General features: G+C 69.2%; 12 protein-coding genes and 1 pseudogene. 7 read left to right on the forward strand and 6 right to left on the reverse strand.

Annotated features, from left to right (window positions below; translation table 11 throughout):
• Nucleotides 1-317: 317 nt before the first annotated feature.
• A pseudogene (locus HUA76_RS46035) lies at nucleotides 318-683 on the forward strand (M23 family metallopeptidase); the annotation flags it as partial.
• 183 nt (nucleotides 684-866) lie between these two features.
• On the opposite strand, the gene HUA76_RS10560 reads toward HUA76_RS46035, so the two are convergent.
• The gene (locus HUA76_RS10560; RefSeq protein WP_174460761.1) at nucleotides 867-2,564 is read right to left on the reverse strand and encodes a GTPase; all 1,698 of its coding nucleotides are present in this window, start codon (nucleotides 2,562-2,564) and stop codon (nucleotides 867-869) included.
• 127 nt (nucleotides 2,565-2,691) lie between these two features.
• Between HUA76_RS10560 and HUA76_RS10565 the strand changes: the two genes are divergently transcribed.
• Nucleotides 2,692-3,588, forward strand: a complete 897-nt coding sequence (locus HUA76_RS10565; RefSeq protein ID WP_174460762.1) for a dimethylarginine dimethylaminohydrolase family protein — start codon at nucleotides 2,692-2,694, stop codon at nucleotides 3,586-3,588.
• Nucleotides 3,581-4,372 (forward strand): hypothetical protein, encoded by a 792-nt coding sequence (locus HUA76_RS10570; protein WP_174453975.1) that lies wholly within the window; start codon nucleotides 3,581-3,583, stop codon nucleotides 4,370-4,372. The genes HUA76_RS10565 and HUA76_RS10570 overlap by 8 nt, the downstream gene beginning before the upstream one ends.
• A 186-nt stretch (nucleotides 4,373-4,558) precedes the next feature.
• Here the strand turns inward: HUA76_RS10570 and HUA76_RS10575 are convergent, their stop codons facing one another.
• Nucleotides 4,559-4,912: a hypothetical protein gene (locus HUA76_RS10575; protein WP_174453976.1), complete on the reverse strand. Its 354-nt coding sequence runs from the start codon at nucleotides 4,910-4,912 to the stop codon at nucleotides 4,559-4,561.
• 333 nt (nucleotides 4,913-5,245) lie between these two features.
• On the reverse strand, nucleotides 5,246-5,902 hold the full coding sequence (locus HUA76_RS10580; RefSeq protein ID WP_174453977.1) for an MBL fold metallo-hydrolase: 657 nt from the start codon (nucleotides 5,900-5,902) through the stop codon (nucleotides 5,246-5,248).
• 145 nt (nucleotides 5,903-6,047) lie between these two features.
• On the opposite strand from HUA76_RS10580, the gene HUA76_RS10585 reads away from it, so the two are divergent.
• From HUA76_RS10585 to HUA76_RS10600, 4 genes are all read left to right on the forward strand, one after another.
• Nucleotides 6,048-7,976: a lipase maturation factor family protein gene (locus HUA76_RS10585; protein ID WP_174460763.1), complete on the forward strand. Its 1,929-nt coding sequence runs from the start codon at nucleotides 6,048-6,050 to the stop codon at nucleotides 7,974-7,976.
• 355 nt (nucleotides 7,977-8,331) lie between these two features.
• Nucleotides 8,332-10,023 carry a hypothetical protein gene (locus HUA76_RS10590; RefSeq protein ID WP_174460764.1) on the forward strand — a complete coding sequence of 564 codons (1,692 nt, stop codon included), beginning with the start codon at nucleotides 8,332-8,334 and terminating at the stop codon, nucleotides 10,021-10,023.
• Between the two features lie 33 nt (nucleotides 10,024-10,056).
• Nucleotides 10,057-11,406, forward strand: a complete 1,350-nt coding sequence (locus HUA76_RS10595; RefSeq protein ID WP_174460765.1) for an HD-GYP domain-containing protein — start codon at nucleotides 10,057-10,059, stop codon at nucleotides 11,404-11,406.
• A gap of 188 nt (nucleotides 11,407-11,594) precedes the next feature.
• Nucleotides 11,595-12,398 carry an Ig-like domain-containing protein gene (locus tag HUA76_RS10600; RefSeq protein WP_246137260.1) on the forward strand — a complete coding sequence of 268 codons (804 nt, stop codon included), beginning with the start codon at nucleotides 11,595-11,597 and terminating at the stop codon, nucleotides 12,396-12,398.
• 146 nt (nucleotides 12,399-12,544) lie between these two features.
• Here the strand turns inward: HUA76_RS10600 and traB are convergent, their stop codons facing one another.
• From traB to HUA76_RS10615, 3 genes are all read right to left on the reverse strand, one after another.
• Nucleotides 12,545-14,176, reverse strand: coding sequence for an outer membrane exchange protein TraB (traB, locus tag HUA76_RS10605; protein WP_174460766.1), 1,632 nt, complete (start codon nucleotides 14,174-14,176; stop codon nucleotides 12,545-12,547).
• On the reverse strand, nucleotides 14,173-16,419 hold the full coding sequence (gene traA / locus HUA76_RS10610) for an outer membrane exchange protein TraA family protein (protein ID WP_174460767.1): 2,247 nt from the start codon (nucleotides 16,417-16,419) through the stop codon (nucleotides 14,173-14,175). Before traA ends, traB begins: the two co-directional genes overlap by 4 nt.
• A 307-nt stretch (nucleotides 16,420-16,726) precedes the next feature.
• Nucleotides 16,727-17,797, reverse strand: coding sequence for a hypothetical protein (locus HUA76_RS10615; protein WP_174453984.1), 1,071 nt, complete (start codon nucleotides 17,795-17,797; stop codon nucleotides 16,727-16,729).
• Nucleotides 17,798-17,853: the final 56 nt, after the last annotated feature.

The raw sequence follows: 17,853 nt of genomic DNA on the forward strand, positions 1-17,853 counted from the left end.
CGCCGTCGTCCGCGCGAGGCTCGCCTGGGCATTTTCGCGGCGCCTCGTCGAGCAGGCGAGGAGACAGGTGCCCGCCCGCTGGAGGCGGACTCGTCACTCGACGTCGAGGGCGTCAGGCCCCACGGACGAGCGAGCGGGCCATGGGGTCCCTGGTGATAGGCCACGCGGGCGCGAGATAATTGGTCCAGGAAATACCCCTGCCACTTGTCTCCGTTGTCCGCCGGCCCGATATGAACCTTTCCTCCGCTCTCCTTGTCGGCTCCCTCCTGGCCACGGCGCCAGCGGTTACCAACTCGATTGCCTCTCCTGCGGGCGACATGCCCGAGGTCGGCGTTCCGTTCGCGTGTGGGCGCATCCACACGGTGAGCCAGGGACACGACACAGGCAGTCACCAACACAACGACACGTATGCGTGGGACTTCCGGATGCCGGAAGGCACGCCCATCGTCGCCGCGCGTGAAGGTGTGGTGCGGCTGGCTCGCGGCGACAGCACGAAGGGCGGGTGCGACGAGAAGTTCGCGCCCTACGCCAACTACGTCGTCCTCTCACATGGGGACGGGCTGGAGACGCAGTACCTGCACTTCAGCGCCGTGGTGGTGAAGCCCGGCGAGAGTGTGAAGGAGGGGCAGCTCATCGGCTTCTCCGGCTCCACCGGCTGGGCGTGCGGCGCGCACCTGCACTTCAAGGTGGCGCGTGAGGTGGGCAAGGGTTGGAACAACCCGTCCGTGCCCGCGCGCATCGCTGGCTATGGAGACCCGGTGCGCGAGACGCGCGTGGCCGCGCCCATCTGCCGTGACTCCGGTCGCGACACGCTCATGGCCGCGACGGAGGGCTCGCACACGCCGGGTCAGCCGGTGGTGTCCATGTCACCGGAGCGCCAGGATGCGCCGCGCGGCCTCCCGCCCGGGGCGAAGGCCATCATCGACGGCCTCTCCCAGCCGCCCGCCCAGGGTGGCCAGGGCCTCGACGAAGCGCGTGCGCCCACCGGCGCCCGCACGGCGAGCGGCCCCAGCGAGACTCGCTGAGGCCAGCATCGCGCCTGCCCCGGCGAGCAGCGCGAAGAGGGCTCCCGCGTTGACGAAGTAGTCGAGCGGCAACAGGGGGCCCTCCACGTAGGCACGCACCACGCGGTAGCCCACGTGTCCCAGCAGCACGAGCAGCGGCAGGTTGATGAGCGGCAGCACCAGCCAGCGCGCGGTGCGCCACCAGCCCGCCACCGCTTCCGCCACGCCCGTCGTCGCCGTGTAGCGCCACGCGGAGGCCCGAGCCGCGCGCACCTCCTCCAGCATCGCGTCCACGTCCGGCACGCCGAGCACCGACGGCTCCAGGCCTCCGGCTCGCGCCACGCTGCGCGCCTCGGCCAGCGCGGTGCGCGCCGCGGACTCGACGCCGAAGTCGTCGTCGAAGGGCTCAATCACCGCGCTCTCCGCGGCCCGCGCGCGTGTGTGTCCGCGAACAGCGTCCACCACCGTGGAGGCCGCCGCCACCGCGAGTCCCGCGGGCAGGCTGCGTCGGCTCACCAGCGCCGCCGCGCCCAGGCCGCTCGCGCCCCACAGGGAGAGGCGCAGGCCCCACGCCGCCGGGCCCCAGAAGCGGCCTCCCGCCTGTCGTCGCACTTCCGCCGCGAGGTGTCCGTGGGCCAGGCGCAGTCGCGCGTCGAAGTCCTCGCGCAGTCCGTCGGAGGCCTTCGCCAGGCCGGAGTCCAGCGCGGCGCGAGTCCGAGCAAGCAGTGCATCTGTCTCGTCGAGCGCGGCCTTCACGCGCGCCGACACTTCCTCCAAGGCGCCCATCGCGTTGCCACGTCGCACGCGCGCGGCGATGGCCTGGGTGGCGAGCCCGCGCAGGTGGAAGAGCAGCGGGCCGAACTCGCCGGACACGTCGCGGCCTTCCTTGGCGGCCAGCGCGCTGATGGCGAAGACAGGGACGTCTTGAGGGGGAAGGCCGAACTGCTCGGCGGCGACGCGGCGCACCTGTGCCTTGAGCGTGTCGCGAGACTCGGGTGACAGCTCGTCCGCGAAGTTGAGGATGAAGACGAGCGCGCGGCGGCGAGCGAACTCCGCGAGGAACTCCACCTGCGTGGCCTCCGCGACGCTGCCCCGGTGCATGACGACGAGCGCCACGTCCGCGCGCTCCAGTGCGGCGCGAGCCACGTCGCGATGCGTGGTGGCCACGCTGTTGAGGTCGGGGGTGTCGATGAACACCTGTCCGCCCCAGAGGGCCTGGGGGCCGGGAACGTACCGCGCCACGCGAGCGCCCGTCTGGGCCAGGGTGTCCGCCGCGGCGCCTTCCGGGGCGAAGACGGTGGCGGCGGTGCTGGTGGGGCGGTCCACGCCCTCGCGGGAGAGGGGTTGTCCGGCCAGGGCGTTGAGGAGGGTGGATTTTCCCGCGCCGGTGGCGCCCACGAGCGCGACGGAGAGCGGAGCGTCCCTGCTCGCGACGCCGCGCGCGTAGTCGTCCACGAGGCGCTCCAACCGCGCCGCATGCGGCTGGAGCGGTGGCAGTTCCAGGGCGGTCTTCAAGAGGGACCGCAAGGCTTCGGGTTCGGGCAGGCTCGTCTCGTCCACGTGAGGGGCAGCCTGTCCTGGCGTCGCGCGGAGGGCCAGCGCGAATGTGACGAGGCGTGCGCCAGCGTTCAATGGCGGGACGTGGTGTGGCGGTCATGCGTGGGGGAGGGGTAGAAGCGGAGGGGTCATGGAACTCTTCCTCATGTCGCCCCCGGGGCGAGGCTGGGCGTTGCGAGGGCGGAACAACTTCCGCAGTCGCGAGGCGGGGCAGGTGGATGCGCGCAAGGCCCGGCGTGAGTGGCTGGAGCTGGCGCGGGCCATCGAGGCTCGTGGTGGCACGGTGGTGGCGCTGTCGTCGCCGTCGGAGCTGTTGACGGGCATGCCGTACGCGGCGGAGTGCGGCCAGGTGGTCGCGCGCGAGGGCGCGGCGCCGGGGTTCGTGTTGCCTCGGATGATGAGCGCGCACCGTCAGGCGGAGAAGGAACACTGGGCTTCGTTGGCGCGGCGCATGGGGTTCGAGGTGATGGAGCCGGGTGAGGGCATCTGGGAGGCCCATGGCGACGTGGCGCACTTCGACGGGGCCACGCTGTTGTTCTGGGGTGGGCGCACGACGCTGGAGGGGTTGGAGGCCGCGTCGCGCTGGATTCCAGGCGAGGTGGTGCGGGTTCGGGTTCGTGAGCCCGCGTTTCACGGCAACATGGCCTTGCTGCCGTTGCCCGCCGTGGACCGGATGCTGGTGTGTCCGGACGTCATCGCCGCCGAGTCGTATGCGCTGCTGCGCGAGCGCTTCGGTGAGCAGCGGTTGCTCACGGTGACGGAGGACGAGATTCGTCGCTATGCCACCAATGGGTTGCCGGTGGGGAGGGACTTGCTTGCGCCGTCCGTGGTGCCGGAGGCGGTGAAGGCGCGGGTGGCGGCGCTGGGGATGGGGGTGGTGTCGCTCGACATGAGCGAGCTGTGTGAGAAGGGCGGAGGTTCCTCGCGTTGTCTCGTGTCGCGGGCGTGGGTGGACGACGGCGCCGTGAGGATTCCGGACGAGGCGAGACTGTCGGCGGTGGCGAAGGACATCGAAGCCGATGCGTGACACCGAAGCACTGGCGAGGCAGGCCGAGGCATTCTTCTCCGCGCATCCGGGGGTGTCGCTCATGGCACTGGGCGCGGGTGAACACGCGGAGTCGATGGACCTGTCGCCCTTGGGGTTGCCGGCGACGTATCTGCCCGCTGAGCGCAATCTGGAGCTGGCGACGCAGTATCTGGCGTTGAACCAGTTCGCCTTTGGCGGGATTGGTGTGCCGCGTTGGGTGTTGTCGGACCTGTATCTGATGCCGGGAGCGATTGGGTTGCTGCGCTGTCCCGCGCGGATGTTGAAGCCGGAGCTGCGCGCGCACCTGGGGCTCGCGGATGAGGAGCCGGCCATCGGCGCGGCGTACTACGCGGCGCCGTCGATGACGCCGGGGCTGTTCATCGGCGTGTCGTTGTTGAGTTTCCTGCCGGGGACGGGGGCGGGGGCCTGGGTGAAGACGCTGACATTGCGCATGCTGCGTGCGACGCGGCTGCGTGGCGTGGCTCAGTGGGACAATCCGAGTGTGCGCGTCCACGCGCGACTGGGGCCCTTGCGACTGGTGGGCCGTGTTCCCGGGGGACACGAGTACGGCGAGCGGACCTTCGTCTACGAGACGGACGTGTCCGACGGCGCGCGCGTGGCGGAGGCGATGGAGCGTCGACTGTCGTTGGATCCGACGAGGCGCATCGCCGTCACGGACCTGCCGGCACTGAGCGCGCTGTTGGACCGCGCGGAGGCGGGAGAGGCGCTGTACCTCGTCCCGCCAGGTGTCCAGGACGGCCACGTGCTGGTGCGAGAGGGCTGATTCGTGACCGACGAATGTGTCTGGCATCCGATGGATGCACTTACGGACTGACGCCCGCGGGCATCGGCCTGCGATTCGAGGGACTCCAGTCGCAGGTATGTCTGCCACGAGAGAGGCAATGTCTGCTCATGTCGGCCCGTGGTGTTGTACTTCGAGCGCCCCGGTCCTGTCCTTCGTTTGGGGCTTTTACTTGTGGACGAGTATGTAGTTCGCCTTCCCGGGTTGCCAGATACCATCGCCAGTGCTCACTCCGCGGTACTTGAACCGAGCTATGACCCGCCAGGTGTATTGGTTGATCTGAAAGGCGCTGCACTCCACCTTGAGAAGGGCATTGTCAGATTCGAAGCCGGGCTCCTCGAATCCCATGTCGTTGGGAGAGACATGCAAGACCCAGTCGTTGACCGTGCCGCTGGGGACAGTGATGTAAGCTTCGTGGTTGACAATCCCGCCTTGCGCGTTTTGTGCCAAGCCTTCGCCTGCATACAGGCATACCACCATGGCGAAAAACGCAAGGAATGACAGCCGAGAGCTTCGGGGCATGGAACCTCCAGGAGGGTCGGAGCGGGAGCTAAAGCTGCTCGCGCCAGACGTCACTCCCATAAAGCAGACCGGCTTTCAATGGGATGCTGTCTGAGATGCGTTCTGTTGCTGTTGCTTTTCACGGCGACAGGAATTGTTGGGCTGGACGGCGCGCCGATGCGAGGCCTGCGGTGAGCGTCAAGGTAGATGTCGCGTGAAAGGGGCGGCCGATGCCCTTCATCTCCCAACTCCAGACTTGGGTTCAGCCCGGTGGCGGTGTGCTCGCCCTGGGCGTGGGCTGCGCCAAGTGCACTGCCCTTGGCTCAGCATGTTCTTCGAGCGGGATGATGATGTCTAGGGTGACGGTGCGGCAGGAGCGTCCATGTCTTCCTGCAGCGCACGCCGCAGCGCATTCGCGCCATCCGAAAGGATGGGCTCTCCGTGCGCGAAGCAGACGATGTCTATGACGGCCAGGTGGTCCAGGATGCGCTGGACGCTCTGTCGGGTGCGAAGGGGCTCGTCCTGGTACTCGCTGGGGATGAACTCCGGCGTGCCGCTGCCCTCGTGGGTCAACAGGTCGGAGATGAAGGCAATGCCTCGCGGATGTTTCTGCATCCACAGCGTGTACATGGCCACCGCGGGACCGGGCGTGTGGAAGGGGAGCAGTCCCCCCGGAAGCGTGTCGCCCGCCACGTAGATGAAGTCGGGCTTGTCCTCCAACCCGTATGCATTCTCCGGAGCCCACACTGGAGCGCCGAACGCCTTGCGGAAGCGCCACGCCGAACGCTGGTGATTCCCCGCCGTCAGCAGGATGGCGGAGATGTCACCCAGTCCCCGCAGCACCGCTTCGTCGATGGGCAGTGGGTCGATGAGGATGACCGCCCCATCGTCATCCACCACCGCGTAGGCATCGCTGCGCGTGCCGCCGATGCGGTTGTCATTCAAGGTCCAGTGGTGGATGCCAGGCGCCACCTCGACCAGTCGCTTTGCCTTCCCCTTCGGCTCGCTCATGCCGTGAAAGCTAGGCACCCCGCTCCGATGTCCAGGGCCTCCCACGAGATGCCGCGCTTGCTCGCTCGGCACCCCGGCCCCGGAGCGGCCACCGCCTCCGCGCCAAAGGGCGGCCAACTCCACCCGCCGACTCCATGCTTCAGCCATGGTGGGTTCTCACACGCACGAACGTGTCGCCGCCCGGGGGCGGCTCACGCGTCCGCCACCGCTGCTGCTCTACGACGCCGACTGCGGCTTCTGCCGCCGCTGGGTGGCGCGCTGGGCACAGCACACCGAAGGACGCGTCCGTTTCCTCCCAGGCCGTAGTTGGCTCCTCCTGCTGCTCGGCATCCCGCGACGGAACATGCGTCGCGCCACGCAGCTCGTGGAGCCTTCGGGCCGCGTGTCGCAGGGCGCGGAGGCGGTCTTCCGCGCGCTTACCCGGTCGCCCCGCTGGCTGACGCACGGCATGGCGAGAGTGGGGCTGCTGCCCGGAGTGCTGGGCCTGTCCCAGGCTGCCTACGGCGTCATCGCTCGCAATCGCCGCGCGGCATCACGGGTGGACCGCTGGCTCTTCGGCCGCACCGTGGCACCGCGAGACCTCCGCCAGGTGCGCTGGCTCTTCCTCCGGTTGATGGGCGGCACGTTCCTCATCGCCTTCACGTCCTTGCGAGGACAGGTATTGGGGTTGTTCGGCTCGCGAGGCATCCGCCCCGTGAAGGACCTGGTCAGCGAGGAACGGCGACAGGCCGAACCCGCGCGGGAGCGCTGGCGACGACTGCCCACGGTGTTCTGGTTCGGCGCTTCCGACGCGACGCTGGTGCGGGGCTGCACGCTGGGGCAGCTCCTCTCCCTCGCGGTCCTCTTCAACGTCGCGCCCCGCAGCGCGCTGGCCCTGTTGTGGGGCCTGTATCTCTCCTATGCGGCGGTGGGCCGGGAGTTCCTCTCGTTCCAGTGGGACGTCCTGTTGCTGGAGATGGGCCTGCTGTCCGCGCTCACCGCTCCACCAGGACTGCGCCCGGGCCTGGGCCGTGCGTCACCCGGTGCGTTGGACGTGTTCCTCTTCCGACTGCTCGTGTTCCGCCTCTACTTCGGCTCGGGTGTCAGCAAGTGGCAGTCGGGGGACAGGACGTGGCGCGAGCTGACGGCCTGTCGGCACTACTACGAGACAGCGCCCCTGCCCACGCGCGGCGGCTGGTACGCACACCACCTGCCCGAGCCACTCCAGAAGGCTTCGACAGCGATGGTGCTCGCGCTGGAAGCCGGTGTGCCGCTCCTCGTCTTCACACCCCGTCGACCCAGACAGCTCGCCTTCGGAGCCTTCTCCGCGTTGCAGGCCGCCATCGCCGCCACGGGCAACTATGGCTTCTTCAATCTCCAGTCCCTGGCGCTGGGAGTGTGGCTGCTGGATGACGCCGCCCTGCGACGAATGCTCCCGTTCCTTCCCGAGGGCCCACCTCCGGCGCGCTCGCGAACGCACTGGAGTGGAGTCCTGCTCACGCCGCTCCTCCTGCTCGGCGCCGCTGACATCCTCCTGCGCTTCGAGCGAGGTGCACGACTCCCGGAGAAAGTGCTCCGTCCCCTGACGTGGCTGCACGGCTGTGCGCGCCCGCTGCGCTCCGTGAATCGCTATGGCCTGTTCAGCGTGATGACGGTGGAGCGACCGGAAATCGTCGTCGAAGGGTCCAACGACGGCGAGCACTGGGAGCCCTATCGCTTTCGCTACAAGGTGGGCGACGTCGACCAGCCGCCGAAGCAGGTGGCCCCGCACCAACCTCGCCTCGACTGGCAGATGTGGTTCGCCGCGCTCTCCTCTCCGCCGAGCTGGTTCATCGCCTTCCTGGCTCGACTGCTCGAAGGCGCTCCCGAGGTGCTGGGATTGCTCGAGCGCAATCCCTTCCCGGACGCGCCGCCCCGGCAGGTTCGCGCGGTGCTCCATGACTACCGGATGACAGGAGCGGAGGAGCGTCGGCGCACGGGAGCGTGGTGGACGCGAGAGCGCTGGGGCCTCTACGTCCAGCCGCTGGCCCTGGCGCCGGGGCCTCGTCCCACGGGCAGCATGCCGCGCCTGAGGTGGCTCGCGCCGGCGGGGTAGACGACACCCTGAACTGGAGCGAGCGCTCGTTCTGGCCGAGCAGGGGGGCGATGCGCAGGAGGCCGCGCGCATCCACTACGACGTGGGGCGTCTGCTCGGTGCGGGGGGCAGGGCAGACGAGGCGCGTGAGCGATTGGAGCGGGCCCGGGAGCGCGCCCGACTCGCTGGGTGGCGCGAGGGCGAAGCCCTGGCAACCCAGTCCCTGGGGCACTGGGCGCCCACGCGCCTCGTTCATGAAAGACAACCTTCATTTGGTGGTGCTTGGATTCTGGCTTTAGTGTCGTGGAGGGACTCCAATGAATTGCCAGCCATGCCCACTCCCGCTTCCAGAGGTCAGACAATAGCTCCAGGCGCCGTGGGGTTGCCCGCGCTCTCGCCGGGGGACGCCGCGACGGAGGTGGGCCACGCGCTGAACAAGGTGCTGGGCGCCTATCGCTTCTACGCGGAGGGGCATGCCGCGCTGGTGGAAGTCCAACAGCGATTGATCGAAGCGGTGCGGCGCTACCACGAGGTGACGAGCGAGGCGGTGGTGCTGCACGTTCGCTCCTCGGCGCTGCTCCTGGGAGACGTGGTGCTCGTGGAGTCGGCGTCCGCGAAGGACTCCGTGACGCGGCCCCTCTTCCTGGAAGGTGTACAGGAGGTGCTGCTGCAACCGGGTTTGGATTCGGAGGAGCTGAGCGCCTTCCTGGGGATGTGGCACCGCGCGCTACAGCGCACGCTGCCTCCGGAGTACGACTTCTATACGTGGTTCTGGGAGCGGGGCTTCGAGGACATCGAGCTCGTCGTCGCGGAGGTGCCCGCGTCGGCGGAGACGGGCGAGTCCGCGCAGGCCGAAGCCCAGTTGGCCGAGCGCGAGGAGCAGCTCTTCGCGGAGCTCACGCGGCGCCAGTCCTCGGGCTCCGGCCGCCGTCGGCCCGTGGGACACGACGAGTGGCTGGCGCGACTGGAGGCGGAGGTGCTGGCCCCTGTCCGCGCACAGGACCTGGTGCGCTCTGAAGCGCCGGCCTTCGCGGGCGCGAGCGACACGGAGCTGGCGGAGCTGCGAGCCCTGCTGGAGCGCGAGCGGGGCGGCGAAGGCGTGCACGAGCGGAGCCTGTGGGTGGTGTGGGGCCTGCTCGCGGTGTGTCGCGAGGAGGAGCGCTCGGAGCTCCTGGCGTGGATGGAGGAGCTGCTCTCCAGCCTCGTCTCGAATGGCCGCTGGACGGAGCTGTCGCAGGTGGTGCAGGGCATGACGCGGGATGCTCGGGCCTCGGACGCGCGCACGCCGGACCTCTATGCCGTCACGCGGCTGTTCTTCCGGGAGAAGACGCGCTTCGCGCTGGCCCAGGCCACCGCCCAGCCGGGCTTGCTGCTGCGCGTGTTGGAGCTGGTGAGCGCGCTGCCTCGGGATGCGCTCCAGGGCGTCACGGACCTGCTCTTCGAGCTGCCCTCGCCCGAGGCCCGTGGGGCCCTGGCGAAGCTGCTCGTGCGCCGGGGCATCTCGCTGAACATCCTGGTGGCGCGGGCCTCGTCCCTGGGCGAGGCGGACCTGGACTGGGTGCAGTTCCTGCGCGAGTCGGGACCGGAGGCGCTGCCGTTGACGGCGGCCCTGCTGGGACATCCCCGACCGGAGGTGCGCGCGGCGCTGCTGTCCCGGCTGAGTCCTCGCGACGTGGAGGCCCAGCGCTCGCCGCTCCTGAAGCTCCTGGCGGACCCCGCGGTGGGGGTGCGTGGCGCGGCGCTCGTGTTGCTGGTGCGCTACGGCGTGGATGCGGCGGTGGGGCCGTTGGTGTCCCGGCTCGATGCGCGGATGGAGCTGCGCGAGCGCATGGCGGTGCTGCGCGCGCTCGCGGACCTGGGAGGCCCCCTCGCTGGTGCTGCGCTGCGGTCTTCCTTCGAGCGAGCGCAGGACATCGAGCTGAAGACCCACTGCGCGCACTGCATCGGCATCCTCGGAGACCCGAGGGCCCGGCCGTTGTTGGAGGCGGTGGCGAACAAGCTCTTCGCGCCGCGCAATCTGAAACAGGCCTGTCGGGAAGCGCTGGCGCAACTGGCCCCGGTGGGCTGAAGCCGACGGACGGACGTCGGGGGACGCGGAGACATGGACACGTCGACGACACGGGAGGACGCGGCACAGGTGGGCCCGAGGCTCATGGGCGTCGTCGTTCGGTGTCTGAACACGGTGTCCCTGCATGACGTGGACAGCGCGGGCGTGAAGGAGGCACTCGAGGAGCTGGGCTCGCTGCTGGACGCGGAGCTGCGGGGACAGAAGTCAGTGGAGCTCCAGTGCGTGGGCGGCATCCCCTTCCTCAACGGCGCGAGGATGAAGCTGGGTGAGGAGCATCTGGAGACGGCCGTCTCACTGCGGCGCTACCTGGAGCATCTCCAGGTGCAGGAAATCTCCTTCGGCTCGGGCCTGCGTCGCGAGCACCTGCGCGCCTTCCTCGTCGCCTTCCAGAAGCACCGGCGCGCGCGGAAGCCGCGGGCCATCCTCCAGGAGAAGCTGGGGCCCATCCGCCTGCGCGACGTGTTGTCCTCCACGAACGTGCTGACCCCGCGTGAGGTGATGCTGCGCTACTACGCGCGGCTCGTCGTCCTCCTCAAGCACGTCATCACCTCTCAGGGACAGGTGCGCGTCGAGCGCTTCCGCCGCGTGCTGTTGCGCCTGGCCGAGTCCTCCGTGGGCCACGAGTCGCTCCTGGTGGGCCTCACGCGCTTTCGCCGGACAGACGTGGATGGGGGGCAGCACGGAGCGGCGGTGGCGGTGCTGTCGCTGTTGATGGCGCGGCGGATGGGGCTGTCGCGCGCGCAACAGTTGGACCTGGCCCTCAGCGGGCTGTTCCATGACCTGGGGCGGGGGGCCACCACGCTCGCGCCGGAGCAGGAGTTCGACCGCGCCTCCCATGAGTTGCTGGCGCGGCGGGGCCCGCTGAAGACGGCGCTCCGGCTGTTGCAGCGCCCGTTGGACGCCAGTCGACTGGAGCGTGTCGTGGCCGCGCATGACTGCCTCCAGCCGGCGTGGAGTGGACCGGTGCATCGGCCGGTGGGGTTTGCGGGGCGGCTGCTCGCGGTGCCCTGTGCCTTCGACCTGCTGACGTTTCCGGCGCCGCCTCATCCTGGGCTGGCACCGGACACGGCGCTGCGGCTCATCACCCACCGGGCGGGCACCCGGTTCGATGCGAGGGTGGTCCGCCTGTTCACCGCGGTGGCCGGCTTCTACCCGGTGGGGACGCTGGTGCGCCTGTCTGGGGGGCAGTTGGGCGTGGTGATGGATGTGCCCACGGATTCGGCGCAGGCGGCCAGACCCCGCGTCCGGGTCATCCAGGGGGCGGGAAAGACGAAGGCGGACTGCGTCGTCGACCTCGCGGAGCCCGGGCAGCGGCTCAACATCGTCGCGTCCCTCGATTCCACCGAGAGTGACTTCAACGTCCCCCACTTCCTCTTCTCCTGAGGGGGGCGAGCGGATACCGCCTGTCTGGACGAGTGCCTTGCGGACGGCATCGGGCGCGGAGGCGGTGAGAAGAGGGCCTCGCGGTTCACACGCGGGGCGAGGGGCGTGGTTAAAATGGGCGCTACTCCCACCCCGCTTCGTTGTCTGTCTCCGCCGCCGTGAAGACGCCGCGTTTCCTATTTCGTTCCGTGCTTGTTCTCGCGCTCGGCCTCTTGGGCGCATGTGGGCCGTCGCCCGAGTCCCTGACCTTCCAGCCGCTGGAGTCGAAGTTCCTGCGCACGCCGGGGCAGAACGTGAAGTTGGACTACACGGTCCTCGATGCCGAGGGTCAGCGCATGTCCGAGCCGAAGCTGCGGTGGACCAGCTCCGCGACGGATGTGGCGCTGGTGCAGGACGGCGTGGTGACGGTGCGCAAGTCCGGCAAGACGGTCATCGGCGTGACGGGGGGCAAGGTGCGTGAGGCCCTGCCGTTGGACCTGATCATCCTGAACTCGTTGGATGTGCGCGCGCCGGGTGCCGACTTCATGGAAGTGGGCCGCGTCATCAAGATGCGCGTGGTGGCGCGCAATGAGCAGGGCGCGTCGCTTCCTGACGCCGTGCCGGAGTTCCGTTCGTCGGACGAGTCGGTCGCGCGGGTAGAGGAGGGACAGTTGGTGGCGGTGAAGCCCGGCTCGGCCACGGTGAGCGCGAGCCTGGGGCATCTGGCTCGGCACATCGCCGTCCAGGTGGTGCCCGCGGACTTCGCGCGCCTGGGCCTCAACCTCACCCACCATCAGTTCCAGCGTCCGGGGCAGTCGGTGTTGCTCCTGGCGCGGGCCTTCAATCGCAACGGCGTGGTGCTCGACAGCGTGCCGCTGGAGTGGTTCACGTCGGACGCAGCCGTGGTGTCGGTGTCCCAGGACGGCCGGGTGACGGCGGTGGGGCAGGGGCGCGCGGTGGTCTCCGTTGTCGCCGGTCGCCGCCGCTCCGCCGCGGAGTTCGTCGTTCCCTGACGGTGGTGCGGGGCCCCTCGGTGGAGACCGCCCGTGCCGTGGATGCCGGCGGCTTCCGCGTGCGCGCGAGTCGCTTCGTAGGTTCGTGACGCCTCGCTGAGGGGCGCGGCGTGCGGCGGATGCTGTCGGAGCCCGCGCCGCCGCGCTTACGGCTTCGGCGCGGCGGGGCTGGCCTTGGGGCTCGGCGCCTTCGTACGGGGGCGCTTGCCCTTCTTTTCGGACGGGTCCTCGGGGCAGGGCGGACGCGGGCCATCGCTGGGCGGTTGGATGGTGAAGTCGACGCGGCGGTTGAGCGCCATGCCTTCTTCCGTCGCGTTGTCGGACAGCGGCCGGCTGCGACCGAAGCCCTGCGAACACACCCGCTCCGCCGCGACGCCGCTCTGGATGAGGAAGCGCATCACGCTGGACGCACGCCGGCGCGACAGGTCCAGGTTGTACGCATCGCTCGCGCGGGCATCCGTGTGGCCTTCCACCAACACCCGGTCCATCTCCGGGTTCTCGTTCATCACCCGGGCGACCTCCTCCAGAATCGGGAAGGACTCGGAGAGGATGACGTCCTGGTCCGTGGCGAAGTTCACCTGCTCCAGGATGACAATCTTGTTCCCGTCGCGGCGCGCGAGCGGGCACCCATCACGGCCACGGCTTCCCGCCGGCTGGTCCGCGCACCTGTCGAGCCGGTCCACCGTGCCGTCGCCGTCGCGGTCCGTGTCCGGGCAGCCCGCGTTCTCCACGGGGCCGGGCACATCCGGGCACTTGTCGCCCACGCCAATCACCGAGTCTCCATCCGGGTCCACCGGCGGAGGAGGCGGCGGTGCCGGCTCGGGCGGCTCCTTGAAGCGCTCCAGCGCCTCCCACTCGCGCGTCTTCGCCGGAATCCAGATGATGGACGTGAAGAGGCTCAGCGTGGGCGACGCGAGCGAGCAGCCACAGCCCGCGCCGCCGCCGAAGGTGAACGTCACGCCCGTGGAGCTGTACCAGCGCAGGCCGATGAGCAGCTCCGCGGGAATCTGTCGCTCCGTTCCAGGGGCCTTCTTCAGTCCCACCGCGCCGTTCACCATGGCGAGCGCGGTGATGCCGCTGCCTCGGAGGATGGGCACCTCGGTGCCGAGGCCGAAGGGCGCCATGTCACCCAGCGCCACGCCGTCGAACACGCGGTCCGGCCGCTTCCAGAAGCCGCCGTTGAACGCGAGCAGGATGCCGTTGCCGAAGCGGTAGTCCAGCACGAGCCCGGGGGCCCACGTCATCTCGCCCTCGCCGGCGAACGCGTCCTGCGCGCCCGTGGGGAAGGACACGTTGAGCGTCAGCGCGGCGCCCCAGCCCTTGCCCTCGGCGGGACGGCGAAGGCCCGGGATGGCCACCTTGCCGGAGAGGCGCAAGTCACCGAGCACGAAGCTCTCCACGCTTCCCTCGGTGCCGATGACCTCCAGGTTCTGTCCGCCCTGGGCGAGGATGAGCGGCAGGTCCACGCCAATCTCGCCCCAGTCGAACAGGCCCACCATGGCCATGACGTCGAGCTGGAGGCGGTTGCCCACCAGGCTGATCTTCTCGAGGTCTCCGCCCTCGGGCACCAGCGTGAGGGGGTTGAGCGAGTAGCTGAAGTACGGCCCGAAGGCCACGGACATGTGTGACAGCGGACGGGACTGGGTGACGACAACCAGGTCCTGCGGCGCCGCGGACGGGCGGAACAGCTGCACGTCGAAGCGGGCGTCCGGCTGGGCGGAGGCGAGGGTTGCCCCTCCGAGCGCCAGGAGGAGGAGCGGCAGGTGGAAGGGTTTCATCGGACGCGGCGCTGGGAGCGGAGGAGCAGGAGGCCCGCGGCGAGCAGGACGAGGATGGTGGCGCTGCCAGCCGGAGTGGCGTCGGCGGCGGTGCCGCAGCAGAAGGCGCCGCCCTGTGGGTCGGTGCCGGGCTTGCGTCGGCCTCGCTCGCACTCCTGCGTCTTGGCCGAGCAGTGCTGGACGCCGAGGCAGTCGCCGCTGTCCTCGCACGAAGAGGAGCAGGTGTTGTTGGTGAGGTCGCAGGTGCCGCCGCAGGGGCAGTGCGCGTCGGCGAAACACTGGACGCACGCTTCGCCATTGCAGACGAGGCCCGCGTCACAGGTCACCGCGCAGGCGCCGGCGTTCTCACAGGTGCGCGTCGTGGGGTTGCACTGGCCGCTGCCGCAGTCGTCATTGCTCCTGCAGCCGACGCAGGTGCTGTTCTGGACCGAGCCATCCGAGAGACAGAAGGGTGCGTCCGTCTCGCAGGCTTCGCAGCGCGAGCCGCAGTGGCGGTCGGTGGTGCAGGTGCTGCACTCGCCGCTGAGACAGAACTGGCCGTCGCCACATTCCAGGTCGGTGCGGCACTGAACGCAGACCTCGCCGTCGAGGCAGAAGGGGCGCTCGCCAGGGCACTTGGCGCAGGCGGGGCCGCAGGCATCGGCGGTGTTGCACTCGGGCAGCGTGGTGACGCAGGTGCCGTTGAGCGGATCGCACTTCTGACCGTTAGCGCACTGGTCATCGGTGGTGCACTCGACGCAGGAGGGAGACCCGCCGGCAGTCAGTGCGGAGCACTGGGTGCCATTGGGGCAGCAGTTGCAGGAGTTGCCGGCGCACTGGTCATCGGTGGCGCAGGGGGCGCACTGGTGATTGGTGCAGACTTCACCGCGGACGCACTGCGAATCGTCATTGCACTCGCGGCACTGGTTGATGTCGGTCGCGCAGACCTGGCCATCGGGGCAGTGCTCGTCGTCGGTGCACGGGACGCAGGTGGCGGTGGGCTCGTCGCAGACGGCGCCCGGGCAGTCCGCGTCGTCGTTGCAGCCCGAGCACTGGTTCGTTCCGAGGTCGCAGCGGCCGGTGTTCGGGCAGTCGTTGTCGTCGTTGCAGCCTCGGCAGGTGTTGTCGCTCAGGTCGCAGCGGCCGTTGGTCGGGCAGTCGTCGTCGCCGTTGCATCCTCGGCAGATGTTGTCGCTCAGGTCGCAGCGGCCGTTGGGGCACTGGCTATCATCCGTGCACTGCACGCATTGCGTGTTGCCGTTGATGTTGGCGCAGAGGGGCGTGGATTGACCGCAGGGAGAGCAGGCCGCGCCGCAGCGGAGCGAGGAGTCGCAAGGGGCGCACAGGGCCGCGGAGTTGCAGTGGTAGTAGGGATCACAGCCGCCGTTGTTCTGGGCGTTGACGTTGGCGCGGATGCACTGCTCGCAGCGGTTGGGGTCCGTCGAATAGGACGGGATGCCGTTCTCCGTCTGGAAGAACTGCGCGGGCTGGAGCAGTTGGAAGTTGGAGCTGTACAGGTTGATGATCGGCGGAACGTTGGCTGCTCGCTCGAAGTCCGTGAAGGCTCCTACGAGCATCGACATCTCCAGCGCGGCGTGCTCCGTCACCTGGGCGTACAGAATCTCAACGGCGTAGAGCCCTGACTGGGCGAAGGTCACGCTGTTGGTTGTTCGCCATGTGGCGGCGCCGAGTTGTGGCGGTCGGTTGATGACCGTATAGGCCTGAGCACGGTCATAGACGACCAGACTGACGGCATCGTCCGAGTAGTACCCAAGATGCAGTGTCTGGCCTACGAGGCTAGCGGGGATGTTCAAGTAGCCGCGAAAGCGGGAGACGAATGGTGTCAACGCATCATTGTCGTTGATGACGTTGAAACTGCATCCACCGGTGGAGCAGCCAGGCATGGTGACCTGACCCACGAAGTCGCCGAAGCTGAGCGTGCGACCATCGTTGAGGTTGTTCGACAGATCGAACGGCGTGCGCAGCACGGTCGTGATGCGGTTCTGCTTGCTGGCGGGCTCCTCGAAGAACCCGTTGATGCCGTCGAGGAATGTGCCACGCGTCTGCGGAAACTCGCCTGGGGTCCGCGTCCACACGTTGGACGCAACGCACAGGCCCTGGCCGCTCTCGCTCAGCGCGGGGGCAATAGGCGGACCAGCGACGGTGACGTCCGGTAGCTTCTGGGCCCACGCAGAGGGGGCCACGAGGCACACCGCGAGGGCAGCGAGCGCGAATCGCGCGATGCGGAACAAGGGGGATTTCAAGGCCGCGCCAGCATGCTGGAAGCCTCTGACAAACTCAATTCTCCGGCCATCTGTGCGTCCACGGTGCCATGTGACGTGAGAGGTCAGTCTCCGGACAGCAAACCTGTGCCTCTACCGACACAGGTTGTAGCTGTTATCCAGAACAGCCCGAAAATCCCGGCCCCGTGTCGTGTGCGCGGGACTCCTACGGGACGCAAGGATCACCCTCGGGGCCGACCCATTCGCTCCCGTCCACCCATCCTCCGGATTCGTGAACCGGACACCTCCTCCCGACTTGGTGGGTGTCCCTCACGGGCCCGACCTCGCGTCACGCGCGACGGCAGGCCGCGTCACCGTCCTGGGAGCGGATGAACGCGGCGGTCAGCTCGGTGCCGACGGCGGCGCCCAGGACCTCGTACGTGCGCCGACGCGCTCCGCCCACGACGGACGGCTGATGCGCGAGCGACTCCGGGTGCCGCACGAAGATGTTGTACCCGACGATGCACCCATCCGCGCGAAGCACGGTGATTCCATCCGTCGCCATCATCCCGCGCAGAAGCTGCCCGGTGGCTCGCACCGCCGTGGCCGCCGAGTCGGTCGGGTCCGCGTGATAGCGGTCCAGCAGCGCCACGATGTCCAACGGGCGCGGCAGGATGATGCCGTCCACGAAGAGCGTGGAGCCCGCGCGCTCCCGGGGCAGTACCGCCACCAGCGCCCCATGGGACGACTGCATCACCTCGAAGAGCACGCGCCGGAAGAACCCTCGGGCTCGCTCCAGACTGGCGCTCGCCACGCCATCCGTGATGGCCTCCGCCAATTCGTTGAGCACCGCGGGAGGTGACGCCCCCTCCACGCGCGCACCCGACAGGTACACGTGCCGGCACAGCCCGCCACCCGCGCGCAGCTCCAGCATGTTGTCCGCGAGCTGGAGCACACCCACGACACCCGCCTGCGCCTCCTCCGTCCGCCGCAGTCGCTCCAGCGGTGACTCCGCGAGCGGAAACGGGTCCGTGCGGAACACGCCGTAGGCGAAGCCCTCCGGCACCCGCAGCAGGTAAAGCGCCCACCACCGCCCCTGCCCCAACGGCGCGCACTGCTTGAGGGCTCGCTGGACGGTGGCGCGTGAGCGGGGCCCGATGCCGATGGCGATGGGGTCCTTGCCGCCCAGCAGCGCGAGCATCTGCCCCAGGTCGTCCCCCATGAAGGCCATGGGGAACAGCGGTGCGCCTTCCTCGCGGTAGCGCGACAGCGTGACGATGAGCTCGCCGATGGAGTCGGCCGTCTGCGCGCACGACATCCCCGCCTCATCCAGGAACGTACCGACAGCGTCGGTCAGCAGGTGGCGGAAGGAAAGGACGGGAGGTGGGGAGCCCGGTGCTCCGGGGTCCGAGCCATTCATGACGCTCGCAGCATGGCGCATTGTCGCCGCACACGCACGGACCGAATGTCATCCGT

Source organism: Myxococcus sp. CA056, from assembly GCF_013336715.1.
GTDB lineage: Bacteria > Myxococcota > Myxococcia > Myxococcales > Myxococcaceae > Myxococcus > Myxococcus llanfairpwllgwyngyllgogerychwyrndrobwllllantysiliogogogochensis.